At 71.5% G+C, this 15,684-nt stretch carries 13 protein-coding genes; 7 read left to right on the top strand and 6 right to left on the bottom strand.

Going from position 1 to position 15,684, the window contains the following annotated elements; all coding sequences use genetic code 11:
• Positions 1-80: 80 nt before the first annotated feature.
• Entirely contained in the window at positions 81-1,367 is a 1,287-nt protein-coding gene (locus M3667_RS09350; protein ID WP_251507548.1) for an alpha-amylase family glycosyl hydrolase, read from the bottom strand.
• A gap of 100 nt (positions 1,368-1,467) precedes the next feature.
• The gene (locus M3667_RS09345; protein WP_251507547.1) at positions 1,468-2,694 is read right to left on the bottom strand and encodes an ROK family protein; all 1,227 of its coding nucleotides are present in this window, start codon (positions 2,692-2,694) and stop codon (positions 1,468-1,470) included.
• A 144-nt stretch (positions 2,695-2,838) separates the two neighbouring features.
• Here M3667_RS09345 and M3667_RS09340 point away from each other — a divergent pair, with 144 nt between their 5' ends.
• From M3667_RS09340 to M3667_RS09325, 4 genes are all read left to right on the top strand, one after another.
• Positions 2,839-4,152: an extracellular solute-binding protein gene (locus M3667_RS09340; RefSeq protein WP_251507545.1), complete on the top strand. Its 1,314-nt coding sequence runs from the start codon at positions 2,839-2,841 to the stop codon at positions 4,150-4,152.
• Positions 4,149-5,063 (top strand): carbohydrate ABC transporter permease, encoded by a 915-nt coding sequence (locus tag M3667_RS09335; RefSeq protein WP_251507540.1) that lies wholly within the window; start codon positions 4,149-4,151, stop codon positions 5,061-5,063. The genes M3667_RS09340 and M3667_RS09335 overlap by 4 nt, the downstream gene beginning before the upstream one ends.
• Before the next feature lie 110 nt (positions 5,064-5,173).
• A complete protein-coding gene (locus tag M3667_RS09330; protein WP_144784729.1) occupies positions 5,174-5,995 on the top strand; it encodes a carbohydrate ABC transporter permease in 822 nt (273 codons plus the stop codon).
• 26 nt (positions 5,996-6,021) lie between these two features.
• Entirely contained in the window at positions 6,022-7,704 is a 1,683-nt protein-coding gene (locus M3667_RS09325; RefSeq protein ID WP_251507538.1) for a glycoside hydrolase family 13 protein, read from the top strand.
• A gap of 154 nt (positions 7,705-7,858) precedes the next feature.
• Here the strand turns inward: M3667_RS09325 and M3667_RS09320 are convergent, their stop codons facing one another.
• Genes M3667_RS09320 through M3667_RS09305 form a run of 4 tightly spaced genes read right to left on the bottom strand, consistent with a single transcriptional unit; the run spans position 7,859 to position 11,950 of the window.
• Positions 7,859-8,671 (bottom strand): galactosyltransferase-related protein, encoded by an 813-nt coding sequence (locus M3667_RS09320; protein WP_251507537.1) that lies wholly within the window; start codon positions 8,669-8,671, stop codon positions 7,859-7,861.
• Positions 8,668-9,675 carry a hypothetical protein gene (locus M3667_RS09315; RefSeq protein WP_251507536.1) on the bottom strand — a complete coding sequence of 336 codons (1,008 nt, stop codon included), beginning with the start codon at positions 9,673-9,675 and terminating at the stop codon, positions 8,668-8,670. The genes M3667_RS09320 and M3667_RS09315 overlap by 4 nt, the downstream gene beginning before the upstream one ends.
• Entirely contained in the window at positions 9,669-10,805 is a 1,137-nt protein-coding gene (locus M3667_RS09310; RefSeq protein ID WP_251507535.1) for a glycosyltransferase, read from the bottom strand. The genes M3667_RS09315 and M3667_RS09310 overlap by 7 nt, the downstream gene beginning before the upstream one ends.
• Positions 10,802-11,950, bottom strand: coding sequence for a glycosyltransferase (locus M3667_RS09305; RefSeq protein WP_251507534.1), 1,149 nt, complete (start codon positions 11,948-11,950; stop codon positions 10,802-10,804). The genes M3667_RS09310 and M3667_RS09305 overlap by 4 nt, the downstream gene beginning before the upstream one ends.
• 31 nt (positions 11,951-11,981) lie before the next feature.
• Between M3667_RS09305 and M3667_RS09300 the strand changes: the two genes are divergently transcribed.
• The 3 genes from M3667_RS09300 to M3667_RS09290 are packed head-to-tail and all read left to right on the top strand — an operon-like array spanning position 11,982 to position 15,273.
• A complete protein-coding gene (locus M3667_RS09300) occupies positions 11,982-12,950 on the top strand; it encodes a WcbI family polysaccharide biosynthesis putative acetyltransferase (protein ID WP_251507932.1) in 969 nt (322 codons plus the stop codon).
• Entirely contained in the window at positions 12,947-13,945 is a 999-nt protein-coding gene (locus tag M3667_RS09295) for a glycosyltransferase (RefSeq protein ID WP_251507533.1), read from the top strand. Before M3667_RS09300 ends, M3667_RS09295 begins: the two co-directional genes overlap by 4 nt.
• Positions 13,942-15,273: a glycosyltransferase gene (locus M3667_RS09290; protein ID WP_251507532.1), complete on the top strand. Its 1,332-nt coding sequence runs from the start codon at positions 13,942-13,944 to the stop codon at positions 15,271-15,273. The genes M3667_RS09295 and M3667_RS09290 overlap by 4 nt, the downstream gene beginning before the upstream one ends.
• Positions 15,274-15,684: the final 411 nt, after the last annotated feature.

The raw sequence follows: 15,684 nt of genomic DNA, 5'->3' as shown, positions 1-15,684 counted from the left end.
CTCGCTGTCGGCTCAGGGGCCTCGCTGTCGGCTCAGGGACCTCGCTGTCGACTCAGGGGCCTTGCTGTCAGCGCAGGGACTCAGCCCTCCAGCACCGCCCACCCGCGCGGGCCGAGCTCGACCCGCCCGTCGGCGAGGCTCCCGTCGCCGGTGACGACCGTGCGCGCGTCGGCGGCGGGCACCGACACCGCCTCGTCGCCGATGTTCAGCGCCACCACGACCGCGTCGTCGCCGACCGCGGTGCGCAGCACGATCGCGGCGTTGGCGACCTCCACCACGTCGGTGTGCGCGCGCCAGAGCCACGGCTTGCGGCGGCGCAGCGCGATGAGCGCGCGGTGCGTCTCGAGGATCCGCTCGTCCACCTCGCCGACCTCCGCGGCCGATGCCGGAAACTCCGGCCGCACCGCGTCGTCGCCGCCCTCGCGCTCCTCCTTCACGCCGGTCCACCCGAACTCGTCGCCGGCGTAGACCGACGGGGTCCCCGCGACAGTGAAGAGCACGGCGAGGGCGTGCGGCACGAGATCGGATCCGATGGCCGAGGCGATGCGGGTGACGTCGTGGTTGCCGACGAACGTCTGCGGCGCGAAGGTGGCGAGCAGTTCGTCGTGCCGCTCGATCGCGTGACTCAATTCGAAGAGGTTTCCGTCGGCGATGCCGTGCCAGATGCCCTGCCACAGCTCGTACTGCGTCAGCGAGTCCATCGTCGAGGCGCGCACGATCGCGGGGCCGTCCCCGTGGATGACCTCGCCGACGAACCACGCCTCGGGGAACCTCTCGCGCACCCGCGGAAGCACCGCGGCCCAGAACTCCGGCGGCACCGCGTACGCGGCATCCAGTCTCCACCCGTCGATCCCGCGCTCGAGCCAGTGGCACATCACGTCGACCACGAGGTCGGCGACCGCCGGCGACGAGTGGTCGAGGGCGACGAGCGCGCCGTGCCCCTCGAACACCTCGGCCTCGAACCGTCCGTCGACCCACCGCCCGCGGAACAGCTGCGGACCGTCCTCGGTCGCGGTCCGGAACGCGGGGTGCGCGCGCCCGACGTGGTTGAAAACCCCGTCGAACAACACGCGGATGCCGCGCTCCCGAGCCCCCGCGAGCAACCGGTCGAGATCGCCGTCGTCGCCGAGTCGCGGGTCGATGCGCAGGTGGTCGACAGTGTCGTAGCCGTGGGTCTCCGACGCGAACACCGGGCCGAGCAGGAGCCCGTTCAGGCCGAGCTCGATGACGTGGTCCAGCCAGGGGTCGAGCAGGCCCAGACGGTGCACGATCTCGGCATCCGGCCCCTCGCCGTCGCGGATCGGTGCGCCGACGAAGCCGAGCGGGTAGACGTGCCACCACATGACGTGTTCGGGCCACGAAGGCATGAGGTCTCCACCTGCCCGGGGATCGGACCGGACCCCTCGACGCTATCCGTCCGCGCGATCCGCGCCGCGGGGGTTGTCCTGTCGTTCCGGATGCCGTGACTCAGGCCCGCACGCGATCCTCGGGCAGCGCGAAGACGGGCAGATCGAGGGCGTTCTCGCGCGCCGCCTCGACGGCGGCAGCGACGGCGCCGATCGAGACGATGTCGGCGCCGAGGGCCGAGGCGACGATCTCGGGGGCGGGCAGGTCGAGAGCTCGCGGAAGGGCGGCGATCGCGGCGTCGATGATGGGACCCGCGCCCGCGGCGATCGCTCCCGAGACGATCACGCGGTCGACGTCGAAGAGGCTGCCGAAGATGCCGACCACGCCGGCCAGCGCCCCGCCCACCCGACGGGCGATGGCGAGCGCCCCGGCGTCCCCCGCAGCGGCGAGGTCGAGCACGGTCTTGGCGTCGAGGGACTCGGGGTCGATCCCGCGCAGCGCGCTGTCGGCCGGAAGGCTGCCGTCGGCGAGCGCCGCCCGCGCCGCGTCGACGCAGCGGGGCGCGAGCCCCTCGGCGCTGCCCACGCCCTCGACACGGTCGAAGGCGACGGTCTCACCGGCGCCGCCGTGTTTTCCGCGCAGAAGGCGGCCGTCGAGGTGGACGCCGGCGCCGAAGCGCTCCCCGGCGAGCAGGGCGACGAAGTCGTCGCAGCCGACGGCGGCTCCCCGTGCGCGCTCGGCCACGGCGGCGAGAGAGGCGTCGTTCTCCACGTGGACGACCGGCGACCAGGCCTGGAACGTGTCGACGAAGCCGGGGTTCATGCGCTCCCAGAACCGGTCGTGGTGCACGGGCGAGCGTCCGTGACGGTCGACGGGGGCGGGCACCCCGACGCACATCGCGACGATGTCGCTCCTTTCGCGTCGCGCGCGCGTGAGGGTCGCGTCGACGATCGTCTCGGCAGCGCGTCGGCGTCGCTCGGGGGAGTCGCGTTCGGGGTCGACGGCCAGGCGGGAGGTCGCGAGCGTCGCGCCGCGCAGGTCGGCCACGGTGGCGGTCACGTGCCCGCGACCGGCGTCGACGCCGACGATAACGCCGGAGCCGGGCTGGAAGGCGAAGCGTCGCGCGGGCCGGCCCTTGGAGTACTCCCCGACGGCGCGGGCGTTCGGCATCTCGGCCAGCAGTCGTCGGGCCGTCAGCTCGTCGAGCACGTCGATCGCCGTCGACCGGGTCACCCCGACGGTCGCGATCACATCGCTCGCGGTGAAGGCGTCGACATCCCACGCGTGGCGCAGCACGGCGTCGAGGCTGTGCCGACGCAGCGAGGGCGTGGCGGTCACGGCGTCCATCGGCATTCGCCCCTCTGTCGCGTCGCGCCCGGTGCTCTTGACCGGCCTGCGTCCCGATGCAATACTGCCTCCACGACATTGATTTGGCGACTAGATTTAGTCGCTGATACAACATATTCGCAGTGCGGCGGAGGAGGAAACCAGGTGTCGACGAAGACCAGAGCCGGGCGACGATGGCTCGCGGCGACCGCGGTGGGGGTGCTCGGGGCGAGTCTGCTCGCGGGATGCTCGGCCGACGGGCGCGAGACCATCCGCTTCACCTTCAGCAAGCGCGAGGCGCTGTCGTTCATGAACGACGTCGTCGCGCAGTACAACGCCTCTCAAGACGAGGTGCGCGTCGAGATGGACAGCTCGGGTGTCGACGTCGTGTCGGCGAGCTTCGTCCGCGGCAACCCGCCCGACATCATGCTCGCCAACTACAACTACGAGGTCGCCCGCTTCGTCCAGCGCTGCGCGCTCAGCGATCTCAGCGGCACCGCGGCCGCCGCGAGCGTCCGCGAAGACCTCCAGCCGCTCATGGACCAGTACGGCTCGTGCGCGGGTCGCACCAGCGCCCTGTCGTACTCGGTGATGGCGGCATCCGTCATCTACAACACGCAGATCTTCGACCAGCTCGGGCTCCAGGTGCCCACCACCTACGACGAGCTCATCCAGGTCGCCGAGACCCTGACGCAGAACGGCGTGACCCCGTTCTACGGCACCTTCAAAGACGACTGGACCGTCGCGCAGGGCTGGTACGACTACTCCGTGGGCGGCTCGCTCGACGTCATCGACTTCTTCGACGGCCTCGCCGGCGAGGGCGCGCAGGTCGGGCCTGACTCGCCGGTGTCGTTCGCGAAGGACTTCACCGAGCCCATGAACCGCATGCTCGAGCTGGCGCAGAACTACACGAATCCGGATGCCGAGAGCCGGGCCTACGGCGACGGCAACCTCGCCTTCGCCCAGGGCGAGGCGGGCATGTACCTGCAGGGACCGTGGGCGCTCGGCGAGATCGCCAAGACCGCGCCCGACCTGCCCGTCGGCACGTTCCCGCTGCCCATGACCGACGACCCGGCCGACCTCAAGGTGCGCGTCAACATGGACCTCGCCGCGATCATCCCCGAGGCCTCCCGCCATCAGGACGCCGCCCGTGACTTCCTCGAGTACCTCTACCAGCCCGAGATCATCGAGGCGTACAACGAGTCGCAGCTCGGGTTCGCCCCCACCACGGACGCCCCCTCACCGAGCGACCCGCGCGTGGCCGGGATGATCCCGTACTACGACGAGGGGCGCATCTACCAGGGCGCCTCCGTCCTGGTGCCCAAGACGATCCCGACCTTCAACTACGCCCAGGCGATGATCTTCGGCGCCTCGCCCGAGGCCACCCTGCGCACGATGGACGAGGACTGGTCGCGCCTGGCGTTCCGCCAGCCCCCGGCCTCGACGAACGATGCCGCTGGCGAGGAGGCCGCGCGATGACCACCACCACCACGATCGTCACGGGAGGCAAGGCGACAGCGCGTCGCAGCTCCCGTCGGGTCGAGCCGATCTACTACCTGTTCCTGCTGCCGACGCTCGTGCTGTTCACGCTCGCGATCACGGTTCCGGGTCTCATCGGCATTTTCCTCAGCTTCACCGACTCGATCGGCCTGGGGGAGTGGAACTTCACCGGGCTCACCAACTACATCGCGATCTTCAGCGACCCGGCCATCCTGCAGGCGTATCTGTTCACGTTCGGCTTCTCGGTCGCGACCGTGATCGTCGTCAACGTGGCGGCGTTCCTGCTCGCCGTCGGGCTGACCGCGCAGATCCGCTTCAAGAAGGCGCTGCGCACGGTCTTCGTCATCCCGATGGTGATCTCCGGCATCATCATCGCCTACGTCTTCAACTTCCTCTTCAGCAACTCGGTGCCCGAGGCGGGGGCGGCCCTCGGCATCCCGTGGCTCGAGACGAGCCTGCTCGCCAACCCCGACCTCGCATGGGTAGCGATCGTGATCGTCACCGCGTGGCAGGCCATCCCCGGCACGCTCCTGATCTACATCGCGGGTCTGCTGGCGGTGCCCGGCGACGTGTACGAGGCCGCCGGCCTCGACGGGGCGAGCAAGACCCAGCAGCTGCTGCGCATCACGCTGCCGCTGGTGGCCGGGTACGTCGTGATCAACGTCATCCTCGGCTTCAAGGGCTTCTTGAACGCGTACGACATCATCGTCGGTCTCACCGGCGGTGGCCCCGGCACCGCGACCCGCAGCGTCGCGATGTCGATCATCTTGGGATTCAACGGAGGCGACTACGCCTACCAGATGGCCAACGCCGCGCTCTTCTTCGTGGTCGCCGTCGTCATCTCACTCCTGCAGCTCTCGCTGACCCGGGGAAGGAACACCCTGTCATGACCGCCCTCAACCAGCCCGCCCTCGCCGTCGAGCAGGCGGAGCTCACCCTCCCCGAGCGTCAGGGGCCTGCTGGCTTCGAGCCCTCGCGCCGCCGCTCGCGTCGCGTCGGCATGGAGCGCGTCAACTGGCCCACGACGACCATCCTCGTGCTGTGCGCCCTCACCGTACTGCTGCCGCTGTACGTCACCGTCTCGATGGCGTTGAAGAGCGGCACCCAGGTCGTCGACGGCAACGCGTTCTCGTTCCCCTCGCCGATCAGCTTCGACGGGTTCGTCCAGGCATGGACGCTGACGAAGTTCCCGGTGGGCCTGGCGATCTCGCTGCTGGTCACCGCCGGCACCGTCGTCGCCACGATCATCCTCGCGGCCTTCGCCTCCTACGCGATCGCCCGCAACTGGGATCGCAAGCTCTTCCGCTACTCGTTCTTCTACCTGCTCGCGGCCATGTTCATCCCGTTCCCCGTCGTCGCGCTGCCGCAGATCCAGCTGACGGGCCGGGTCGGGCTCGACAACCCGCTGGGCGTGATCATCCTCGCCACGATGTTCCAGCTCAGCTTCAGCGTGCTGCTGTTCACCGCGTTCCTGCGCTCGATCCCCCTCGAACTCGAAGAGAGCGCGCGCATCGACGGCGCGACCACGTGGCAGACGTTCTGGCAGCTGATCTTCCCGCTGCTGGCGCCGATGAGCGCGACGGTCGGCATCTTCGCCTTCCTCTACGCGTGGAACGACTTCATGATGCCCTCGCTCATCATCAGCGACCCGGCCTTGCAGACCCTGCCGGTGCGTCAGAACCTGTTCCAGACGCAGTTCTCCAACAACTACAACGTCGCCTTCGCCTCGTACCTCATGGCCATGGCCCCCGCGATCGTCGCCTATCTCTTCACCCAGCGATGGGTGATGGCGGGCGTCACGCAGGGCGCCGTCAAGGGCTGACCGACCATCCCCTCGAAAGGACAACCGTGACCACCGCAGCACCGTCCGCACACGCTCGCGAACTCTCCGACGCCCCCGACTGGTGGCGCCAGGCCGTCGTGTACCAGGTCTATCCCCGCAGCTTCGCCGACACGAACGGCGACGGCCTGGGCGACATCCCCGGCATCACCTCGCGCGTTCCGTACCTGGCCGAGCTGGGGGTGGATGCCATCTGGCTCAGCCCCTTCTACCCCTCGGCCCTCGCCGACGGCGGCTACGACGTCGCCGACTACCGCGACGTCGACCCGCGGCTGGGGACCCTGGCCGACATGGACGAGCTCATCGCGCAGCTGCACGCCCACGGCATCCGCGTCGTCGTCGACATCGTGCCGAACCACACCTCGAACGACCACGCCTGGTTCCAGGAGGCCCTGGCCGCCGGCCGCGGGTCGGCCGCCCGCGAGCGCTACATCTTCCGCGAGGGCACCGGACCCGACGGGGCCGAGCCGCCCACCGACTGGGTGTCGGTCTTCGGCGGATCCGGGTGGGAGCGCGTCGCCGACGGCCAGTGGTACTTCCACAACTTCGACGTCTCGCAGCCCGATCTGAACTGGTCGAACCCCGAGGTGCGCGCCGACTTCGTGAAGACCCTGCGGTTCTGGAGCGACCGCGGCGTCGACGGGTTCCGCATCGACGTGGCGCACATGCTCACCAAAGACCTCAGCGAGCCCCTGCCCTCGCAGGCCGAGCTCGACGCGATGCCGATCGATGGGAACCACCCGCTGCTCGACCGCGACGACGTGCACGAGGTCTACGCCGAATGGCGCGCGGTGTTCAACTCGTACGACCCGCCGCGCACCGCCGTGGCCGAGGCGTGGGTGCACCCCTCGCGCGTGCCGCTGTACGCGAGCGCCGAGAGCCTCGGCCAGTCCTTCAACTTCGACCTGCTCGAGGCCGACTTCGATGCGCGCCAGTTCCGCACGATCGTGGCCGACAACCTCGCCCTCGCCGCGACCTCGGGCTCGTCGACCACGTGGGTGCTGTCGAACCACGACGTCGTCCGTCACGCCACGCGGTACGGCCTTCCCGACGCCGAGCGCGGCGACGACGGGCGCCCGACGCTCAAGCACGGCAACGAGTGGCTGCTCTCGGGTGGGCAGTCGCCGACCCTCGACGCCGAGCGAGGCGAGCGCCGTGCGCGCGCGGCCGCACTGTTCGTGCTGGGCCTGCCCGGCTCCGCGTACCTGTACCAGGGCGAGGAGCTCGGCCTGCACGAGGTGGCCGAGATCCCCGACGACCAGCGCCAGGACCCGACGTTCTTCCGCAGCCGCGGAATCGATCAGGGACGCGACGGATGCCGCGTGCCGTTGCCCTGGTCGGAGTCGGGAACCGCTTTCGGGTTCGGAGAGGGCGGGGCGCACCTGCCGCAACCGGACTGGTTCGCCACCTACGCCGTCGATCTGCAGGACGGCGACCCCGCGTCCACCCTCACGCTCTACCGCCGCGCCCTCGGTCTGCGGCACGAACTGCAGACCGACGAGCAGCTCACGTGGGTCGACGCGGCCGGCGACGAGGTCGTGGCGTTCGAGCGCCCGAACGGCTGGACCGTGGTGACCAACTTCGGCGACCAGCCGGCGCCCCTGCCCGCCGGCGAGGTGCTGGTGTCGAGCCGCGCGCTCGACGGTGACACGCTGCCGGGTGAGACGACGGTCTGGCTGCGTCGCGCCTGACGCCCCGACCCGCTCGTCGCGCCCCGCTCCCGCCCCGCGCCCCCGCGACCAGCGTGGGGCGTGGGGCGGCGGGCGCCCCGAACCATCGCTGACTGTCCACGACACCCGGACCGGGTCTCCCGGCACTCCGGGTGTCGTGGACACTCGACAGCCGTCAGGCCGTGCGCACCCACACGTCGCCGCGGCGCTCGATCGCCCCGGCCGCGGCGAAGGCGTCGAGCCACCCGCCCATCGGCCACGACCCCCAGCGGCGGTGGAACGTCGCACCGTTGCGCAGGATGTCTTCGAGATGCTGCCACGGGGGAGACGACACCGGATGCCACTGGTGGAACGCATCGGCCCCGCCCACCCAGCGCATCTCGACGTCGGCGTCGCGAGCCGTCCAGGCGAGGTCGGTGTCTTCGGCGCCATACCCCTCGTAGCCGGCGTGGAAGCCGCCGATCCGGGCCCAGGTCGCGGGCGTCACTGCGAACGACAGCGACCAGAACAGGTCGTATTCCGCGGCGGTGGCGGCGCGCGTCTCTCGCGGGGGAAGCGCCGGCCTCGCGCGATGGGGGCGCACCAGGAAGGGCAGGTCGGATGCCGATTCGGGACGCTGGACGCTCGCCAGGTAGGTCACAGCTCCGGCCAGGATCGCGTCGGGGTGCGCGGCCGCGGCGGCGCGGTACGCGGGCAGGAGGTCGGCACCCGGCAGGCAGTCCACGTCGAGGAAGACGAGCAGTTCCGCGCCCGCTTCCAGAGCCCGTGCGGCGGCGCGGTTGCGCCCTTCGCCCACGCGCATCCCGTGCGGCCCCGGCGGCACGTGCAGCGTGAGGGTGTCGGCATCCGGAGCCTGCGTCGGGGGCGTCTCGTCGAGCCACGCCTCCACCCGCACGATGTCGTCCGCCACCTCCACCAGCACGCGTCGCTGTCGTTCGAGGTGTTCCTGCCGCGCCGCCGAGGCGACGGTGATGACGGCCGTCTTCACGGCAGCACCGCCTCGATCGCCGAGGCCATGCGCCGGGCCGCGCCCGCGACCTGCCAGAGCGCCCAGTCGGGGTCGTCGCCGGCGGCGCTCTCGACGAGGGTCACGAGGTCGTTGGCCGAGACGGTCTGATCGGCGCGACGCGCGAGTCCCCACCGGCCGAGGGCGTCGGCGGTGTGGTGCTGCTCGTCGAACGGCCGGTCCTGCGAGATGACGACGGCTCGAGATCCGGATGCCGCGAGGTCGGCGACGCTGTTCTGCCCGGCGGCGCTGACCACGACGGTGCTGCGGGTCAGCAGGGGCCAGGGGTCGTCGACGCGGGACTCCTCGTCGTGGCCGATCGCGGTGACCTCCCACCCGCGGGCCCGCAGGCGGGCCGTCGCCTCTTCGCGGACATCGTCGTCGAGTACCCGGCCCAGCAGCAGCACCGACCGCGCGTCGCGGGCGCCGTCGTCGGGCCGGCCGTCGTAGCGAGAGATCCCACCGGTCCACATCACGCGGTCGGCGTGCTCGGCGAGTCCCGTGGTCGAGACGGCGCCGTGCGCCCAGGGCGCGACGATGCGGTCGGCCAGGGCGTAGGCGAGAGCGTGCGGAAGGTCCGTGCGTTCGCCGGGCTGCGTCACCGCGACGGTGTGCAGACCGAGCAGGCGTCCGAAGGCCACGACCTCGGCGCTCACGTCGACGACGAGCACGCGCAGGTCGCGGTCGACGGCGGTGGCCGCGATGGCCGCCAGCCGCGCGCGATGCCCGGGGTGCCCGTGCGGGGCCCAGTGCAGGTGTCCGCGGGCGGTCGGCTCGGCCTGACGCGGGTCGATGATCGTGCCGTCGGTGTCCTCGAACGCATCGGCGTCCGGGGGCAGCTCGATCCAGTCGATCTCAGAGGGCAGGCCCGCCGGGCGCGGCATCGACGAGAACGCCACGACGGGTTCGCGCAGGTGCGGCGAGACGGCGAGGAAGCGGGCGACGTGCCCGAACCCGTGGTGGTGGACGTACCAGCCGATCACCACGACACCGCCGGGACACGGCGCGCGGACACCGGCTGCGCGACGTGGGCGAGCACGCGTTCGACCTCGCCGTGGCGCTGTGCGATCGAATGCTGACGGACCGTGGCGCGCCGCGTCCACACGCGGGTGAGCGGTTCGCGCGCGCCGGTCTCCGCGAGGCGGGCGGCGGCCTGAGCGAGCGCCACGACGTCACCGGCGGTGACGGTGACGGCCCCGGGGATGCCCGCGAGCACCTCCGACACCCCGCCGATGTCGAACGCGGCGACGGGGGTCCCCGTCGCGAGGGCCTCGACGATCACCAGACCGAACGGCTCCTCCCACATCGGGGTGACCAGGGCGACGGCCGACGAGCCGACGAGGCGGCAGAGATCCGGTTGCCGCAGCGGTCCCACGTACCGCGCGTGCACTCCGAGTCGCGGCACGATCTCCTGCTCGAAGTAGTCCACGTCGCCGATGCGGCCGGCGAGCACGATGTGCGCTCCGGCTTCGCGGGCGGCCTCGATGGCGAGGTGCGGGGCCTTCTCGGGCACGACCCGCCCCGTCCAGACCCATGAGGTCCCGCCCGCGCCACGGGTCCACTGGTCGGTGTCGACGCCGTTGGGGAACACGAACGCGTCGACCCCCTCGACCGACCACGCCCGTGCTGTCGCCTGGCTCACCGCGACGAATCGGTGCGAGCTGTCGCGCACGTCTTGGGCGGCTTCGAGTAGCGGCTCGAGCGGAGGGGTGTGCAGCGTCGTGACGACCGGGATGTCGGCCTCGCGGCTCCAGCGGATCGGCGCCGGGTGCAGGCTGTGATTGTCGACGACGTCGTAGAGGTGGCGGTCGGCGATGAGGCGGTCCCGCGCGGCGTCGAAGGCGGCGTCCACCGCGTCGGCGTAGCCGCTGGGGTAGTCGGTGTCGGAGGCGTCTTCGGGCCGTGTCCACTCGGGAGTCGGCAGGCGGAACTCCGCGGTCTCGCCCAGGAAGTCCGAGCCGTCGGCGGCGCACAGGGTCACGTCGTGCCCACGCGAGCGCAGCCAACGCACGCGATCCCACACGGCCGCTTCGAGTCCGCCGGCGTGCGGCTGACGCAGCGCGTAGCGCGAGGGCGCGACCACGAGCACGCGCAGCGGTCGCTGCCCGCGGATCACGCGGCCACCTCCGCAGAGAGAGCCCGTCGGTAGACCTCGCGGTGCGCCGCGCGCACCGCCTCCCACTCCGTGAGGCGTTCGCCACGGCGTCGTTCGACTTCGGCGGCGCGACGCCGCGAACCCGGGGTCGACCAGGCGGGATCGGTCGCGTCGACGATCGCGCGGGCGAGCGAGAGCGGATCCCCGACGCCGAAGGTGTGGAAGTCGCCCGGGTGCTGTGCCGCGATGTGGCCGACGCGCGTACCGATCACGGGAACGGCGAGGTCATAGCAGAGTTCCGCCCAGCCCGACTGGGTGCCGTGGCGGTAGGGCAGCAGGCACGCGTCGAGGTCGGCGAGCCACGTCGAGAGCTCGTCGTCGTCCTGACGCGGACCCCGTTCCACCCGCACGCCGCCGCACTTCTCGGCGAGCAGGGCGATGGATGCCGCGGCCTCGTCGTCGCGAACGCGTTCGTTCATCCGCACGACGCCCTCGACGCGCGCACCTTGGGCGCGGAGGTCCGCGATCGCGCGGACGAGGGTGGCGACGGTGCCGACGCCGTCGATGTTCGGACGCAGGTCGCGCAGATGCACGCCCACCCGCGTCAGATCGTGTGCGGTGCCCATCGGCCGCTCGGCCTCGCCCAGCAGCGTGGGGTGCGCGATGACCGTGGGGGAGCGGTGCACGATCGCCCGGACCTCCTCCGCGGCGGTGTCGGTCAGGGTGATGAGCTCGTCGGCGGCTTCCGCGAGCACGGCGACGGAGGCACCATGCTCCTCCTGGGTGCTCAACTGCGGGTTCTCGAGGTCGTGCACCGTGTAGACCAGAGGCTTTCCGAGGCGGCGCAGGGTCGCGACGGTGTCGGCGAGCTCGTCGGGGCGGTACGACTCGATGCCGAAGTGCACGTGCACGAGGTCGAACTCCGCGGCGTGCTGCTCGAGCCACGTCGGCAGCAGCACCTGGGGCGGCCACCACTGACCGGCCGGAGCACCGGGCGGCGGCGGATCCGCCAGCAGGTGCACGTGCGCGGGGTCGGCGACGGCGGTGACGTAGGGGTGGGCCGAGGGAACGGCGGCGACTCGAACCGGGGGGACGGTGGTGGTGACGATCTTCTCCTCCTCGTGGCGTTGCGTGCGTAGGGATGCGCGTACCGCATCACCAGGCACATCGCAATGCAACGGGGCGGTTGTGACGACGATGGCACCGACGGATACGTTCCTCATCATGGGTGGCGAGAGGCCGGGGCTGCACAGCCTTGCGGATCACGGCGACGCGGTGATAGCGCGCCGGGCGCACTACGCCGCCTTCTTCGGCGACGTGGCTCCTCCGACGGGCTTCGGGATCGTCGTGGGCAACTGCCAGGCAGAGTCGCTGCGCCTTGTCATCTCCTCCGACGCGCTGCCCGCGATCCGCGTGCCCGCGGTGCACGAACTCGACGCGGCCGACGCGGAACGCCTGCACGCATTGTTGGAGGAGGCGGCGTTCCTGGTCGTCCAGCCGATCCGCGACGACTACCGCGGCCTCCCGCTCGGCACCGCTCAGCTGCGCGCGGCCCTGCCGTCTACGGCCCGCACCGTCACGGTCCCGGCCGTCCGCTTCGCGGGCCTGCATCCCTTCCAGGCGGTGCTCCGCCTCCCCGATTTCCCCGAAGATCCGCCGATCGTGGCGTATCACGACGTGCGCACGGTCGCTGCGGCGGCGGGCATCGCCGTGCCGCCGCGACTTCCGGCGACCACCGTCCGCGAGATCGCCGCCGCCTCGATCGCCGAACTGCGCCGCCGCGAGGCGATGGGGCTCGACGTGTCGGCATCCGACCTCTTCTCGCCCGTCGTCTCCGACCTCGCCCGCACGGTGAACCACCCCGGCAACGCGCTGTTCCTGCCCCTGGGCGCACGCATCGTGGCCGCGCTCGGCCGCCCCGGCCAGGTCGTCGACCCCGGTCGCCCGATCCTCGCGTCGGTGCGCGCGCCCCTCGAGTCGTGGGTCGTCGATGCGTGGGAGCTCGACGACGCTCCCGAGCCCGACTGGATCGTCGCGGGGGAGCGCGTGCCCGCAGAGGCCGTGCGCGACGCGCAATCGGAGTACTACGCCGCGCATCCCGCCCTGCTCGCGGCCGTCGTCGAGCGCATGACCCCGCTCCTGCGCACCTGGGCGGCTGCGGCGTGACCGCGACGTCTTCGATTCCGGATGCCGCCCCGCCCGTGCTCCTCGCGCCCTCGGGGCCGCACGGCGTCGCCGTCTACGCCCGTCAGATTGCGGTGGAGGTCGTGCGGCTGGAGCCGGCGACGCGGACCGTGACGCCCGACGCCCTGGCCGGGCTGCCGAGTGGGACGCCCGTGCACGCGCACGTGACCGATCGCCTCTGGGGCGCCTCGCCCGAGGACGCCGCGCGCGCCGTCGAGGCCCTCGCCTCCCGCCACCCGCTCACCGTCACCCTGCACGATGTGCCGCAGGAGTCCGATGGGGAGCGGAACCGCCCGCGGCGCCGGGCGTTCTACCGCGCGGTGGTCGAGGCCGCGCGCGGCGTCGTCGTCAACAGCGCCCACGAGCGCGAGCTGCTGCGCGAGGAGGGGGTGTGGAACGGCCCCGTCGCGGTCGTGCCGCTTCCCGTCGAATGCACCTCCGACGCCTCGGCCGGGCCCCTCGACGATTCGCTCGGTGTCCTGGGCTATTTCTACCCCGGCAAGGGGCACGACGAGGCGCTGGACGCGGCGGTCGAGGCCGGCATGACGCGCCTCACCGTGCTCGGTCGTGCCTCCGACGGACACGCCGACGACCTCGCCGCCTTCGAGCGGCGCGCCGCGGATCGCGGAGTCCGGGTGGAGGTCACGGGGTGGCTCGACGACGTCGACATGGCCGCGCGCGTGAGCCGGGTCGCGGTGCCGGTCATCGCGCATCGCCACGTCTCGGCGTCCGGATCCCTCGCGTCGTGGATCGGATGGGGGCGTCGCCCCCTCGCCGTACGCAACCGCTACGTCGACGAGATGGCCGCCCTGCGGCCCGGAACCCTGTCTCCCGTCGAGCCCGACGCCCTCGCGGCCGCCGTTTCGGCCGCGCGCGCCGATCCCGGGTCCACCTGGCACGGCCTGGACCGGGTGCCCTTCGGTCGCGCCGATGCCGCGCGCGCCTACCTCGACTGGTGGACGGAGACGCGCGCGTGAGCGAGTCGCCGACCGGCGTATGGAACGACCGGATGCCGTGGGTGCCGGGCAACCGGTGGGATCTGCTCGCCCACCGCGAGCCCGAGCCGGTCCGGGTGAGCGTCATCGTCACCCACTACGACCAGCCCGTCGAGCTCGCCCGCACCCTCTTCGCCCTCGCGTTGCAGGACTATCCGGCCGGTCTGCTTGAGGTGATCGTCGCCGATGACGGATCCCCCGACGAGCCCGTCGTCCCCGCGGGTGTCCGTCTCGTCCGGCAGGACGACCGCGGGTTCCGCGCCGCGGCCGCCCGCAACCTCGGGGTCGAGGCCGCTACGGGCGAGGTGCTGTGCTTCCTCGACGCCGACACGACACCCGAGCCCGACTACGTGCGCAAGATGGTGCGCCTGCCGACGCTGCTCCCCGAAGCGGTGACGGTCGGACGCCGCCGCCACGCCGACCTCTCAGAGGTCCCGCTCGACGCTCCGATCGCGGAGTCGGCTCCCGCGCGAGAGCTCGACGAGCCCGCGTGGTTGCGCGACGCCTATGCGCGTAGCGGAAACCTGCTCGACGCCGACGACCGCTCTTATCGCTACGTCATCAGCGCGGTGCTCGCCTGTTCGCGGCGCTTCTTCGCCGAGTCCGGGGGCTTCGACGAATCGTTCTCTTCGTACGGCGGCGAAGACTGGGAGTGGGCGCATCGCGCGTGGCAGGCCGGAGCGGTGTTCGCACACGTCCCGGATGCCGTCGCCTGGCACGACGGCCCGGATTGGGCCGGCCGGGAATCGGGCGACCGCCGTCGCGCGGGCAACGAGCAGACCCTGCGTCTCGCGTCGCTGATTCCTGTGGACGGGTCGTCCGCGAGAGGGCTGCTGCCGACGGCGCCCGACCTCGAGGTGCGCCTGCCCGCGGGGGTGGGGACCGCCGCGGCGTTCGTCTGCGTCGATTCCCTGCTCGTCGCCTTCCCCCGTGCACGAGTGGTGACGGATGCCGCGCGCGAGGCGGAAGTGCTGGGCCAGGACCCTCGTGTGTCCGCCGAGGCGGGGGACGACGTCCGCGTCGTGCTTGAGCTGCGTGTACCGGTGGTGGTGCTCGACCCCGAGCCTCTGGTTCGCGCGATCGCCGTGTTGAGTGGCGCGTCGGTCGGCACCGTCGAACTGGTCTCGCCCGATGGGACGACGCTGGGCCACGCGGTCAGTCGACGCGCCCTCCGCCGTCGGCGGCGATGGGACATGGGCGACGGACACCACTCGCTCACCGTGACCGTCGACGGTGTGCACGCGGTGGGACCGGAACCCCACGTCGAGGCGTGGGTCGGAGGATGGGGCGGAGCCGACCGCTTTGCCTGAGAACCCGCGTCCTTCCGCGGCCCTGGGGCGCGACACGCCCGGGGGGTGCCTGGATTCGACGGGTCCGCCGTTCCCGCGTAAATTATTACTTGTTCGCCCCACAGGGGAGAGCGGAGCGGCCGAAAGGCCCCGCAGCCCCTCAAGTAGCGAACCACCCCCAACACCAGATGTTGAGAGTTTCGACTCTTTGGTCTACAGTTGGGATCCTGCCAATCGGCACACATCCTCAGCAAAACAACTCCGTCCGGAGTTTTCGTGCTGTCGGTCGTGCCTGAACGGCAATCTAGTGAACTGCCTCACGGGTAGGTCGGAAGACTGTTTCTTGTGGGTGCGTCCGTTCCTTGAGAACTCAACAGCGTGCACTTGTCAAATGCCAATTTATTCCTCGTCGGTCCGTTTGTTCGGATTGCG

Origin of the sequence: Microbacterium sp. P26, assembly GCF_023712585.1 — a bacterium.
GTDB classification, from domain to species: domain Bacteria; phylum Actinomycetota; class Actinomycetes; order Actinomycetales; family Microbacteriaceae; genus Microbacterium; species Microbacterium algihabitans_A.
The sequence above is the reverse complement of the archived record's forward strand: the minus strand, read 5'-3'. Positions and strand labels throughout refer to the sequence as shown.

Coding starts and splice junctions, on each gene's coding strand:
- M3667_RS09350 (WP_251507548.1), bottom strand. CDS start 1,367: ATGCCTTCGTGGCCCGAACACGTCATGTGGTGGCACGTCTACCCGCTC.
- M3667_RS09345 (WP_251507547.1), bottom strand. CDS start 2,694: ATGGACGCCGTGACCGCCACGCCCTCGCTGCGTCGGCACAGCCTCGAC.
- M3667_RS09335 (WP_251507540.1), top strand. CDS start 4,149: ATGACCACCACCACCACGATCGTCACGGGAGGCAAGGCGACAGCGCGT.
- M3667_RS09330 (WP_144784729.1), top strand. CDS start 5,174: ATGGAGCGCGTCAACTGGCCCACGACGACCATCCTCGTGCTGTGCGCC.
- M3667_RS09300 (WP_251507932.1), top strand. CDS start 11,982: ATGGCACCGACGGATACGTTCCTCATCATGGGTGGCGAGAGGCCGGGG.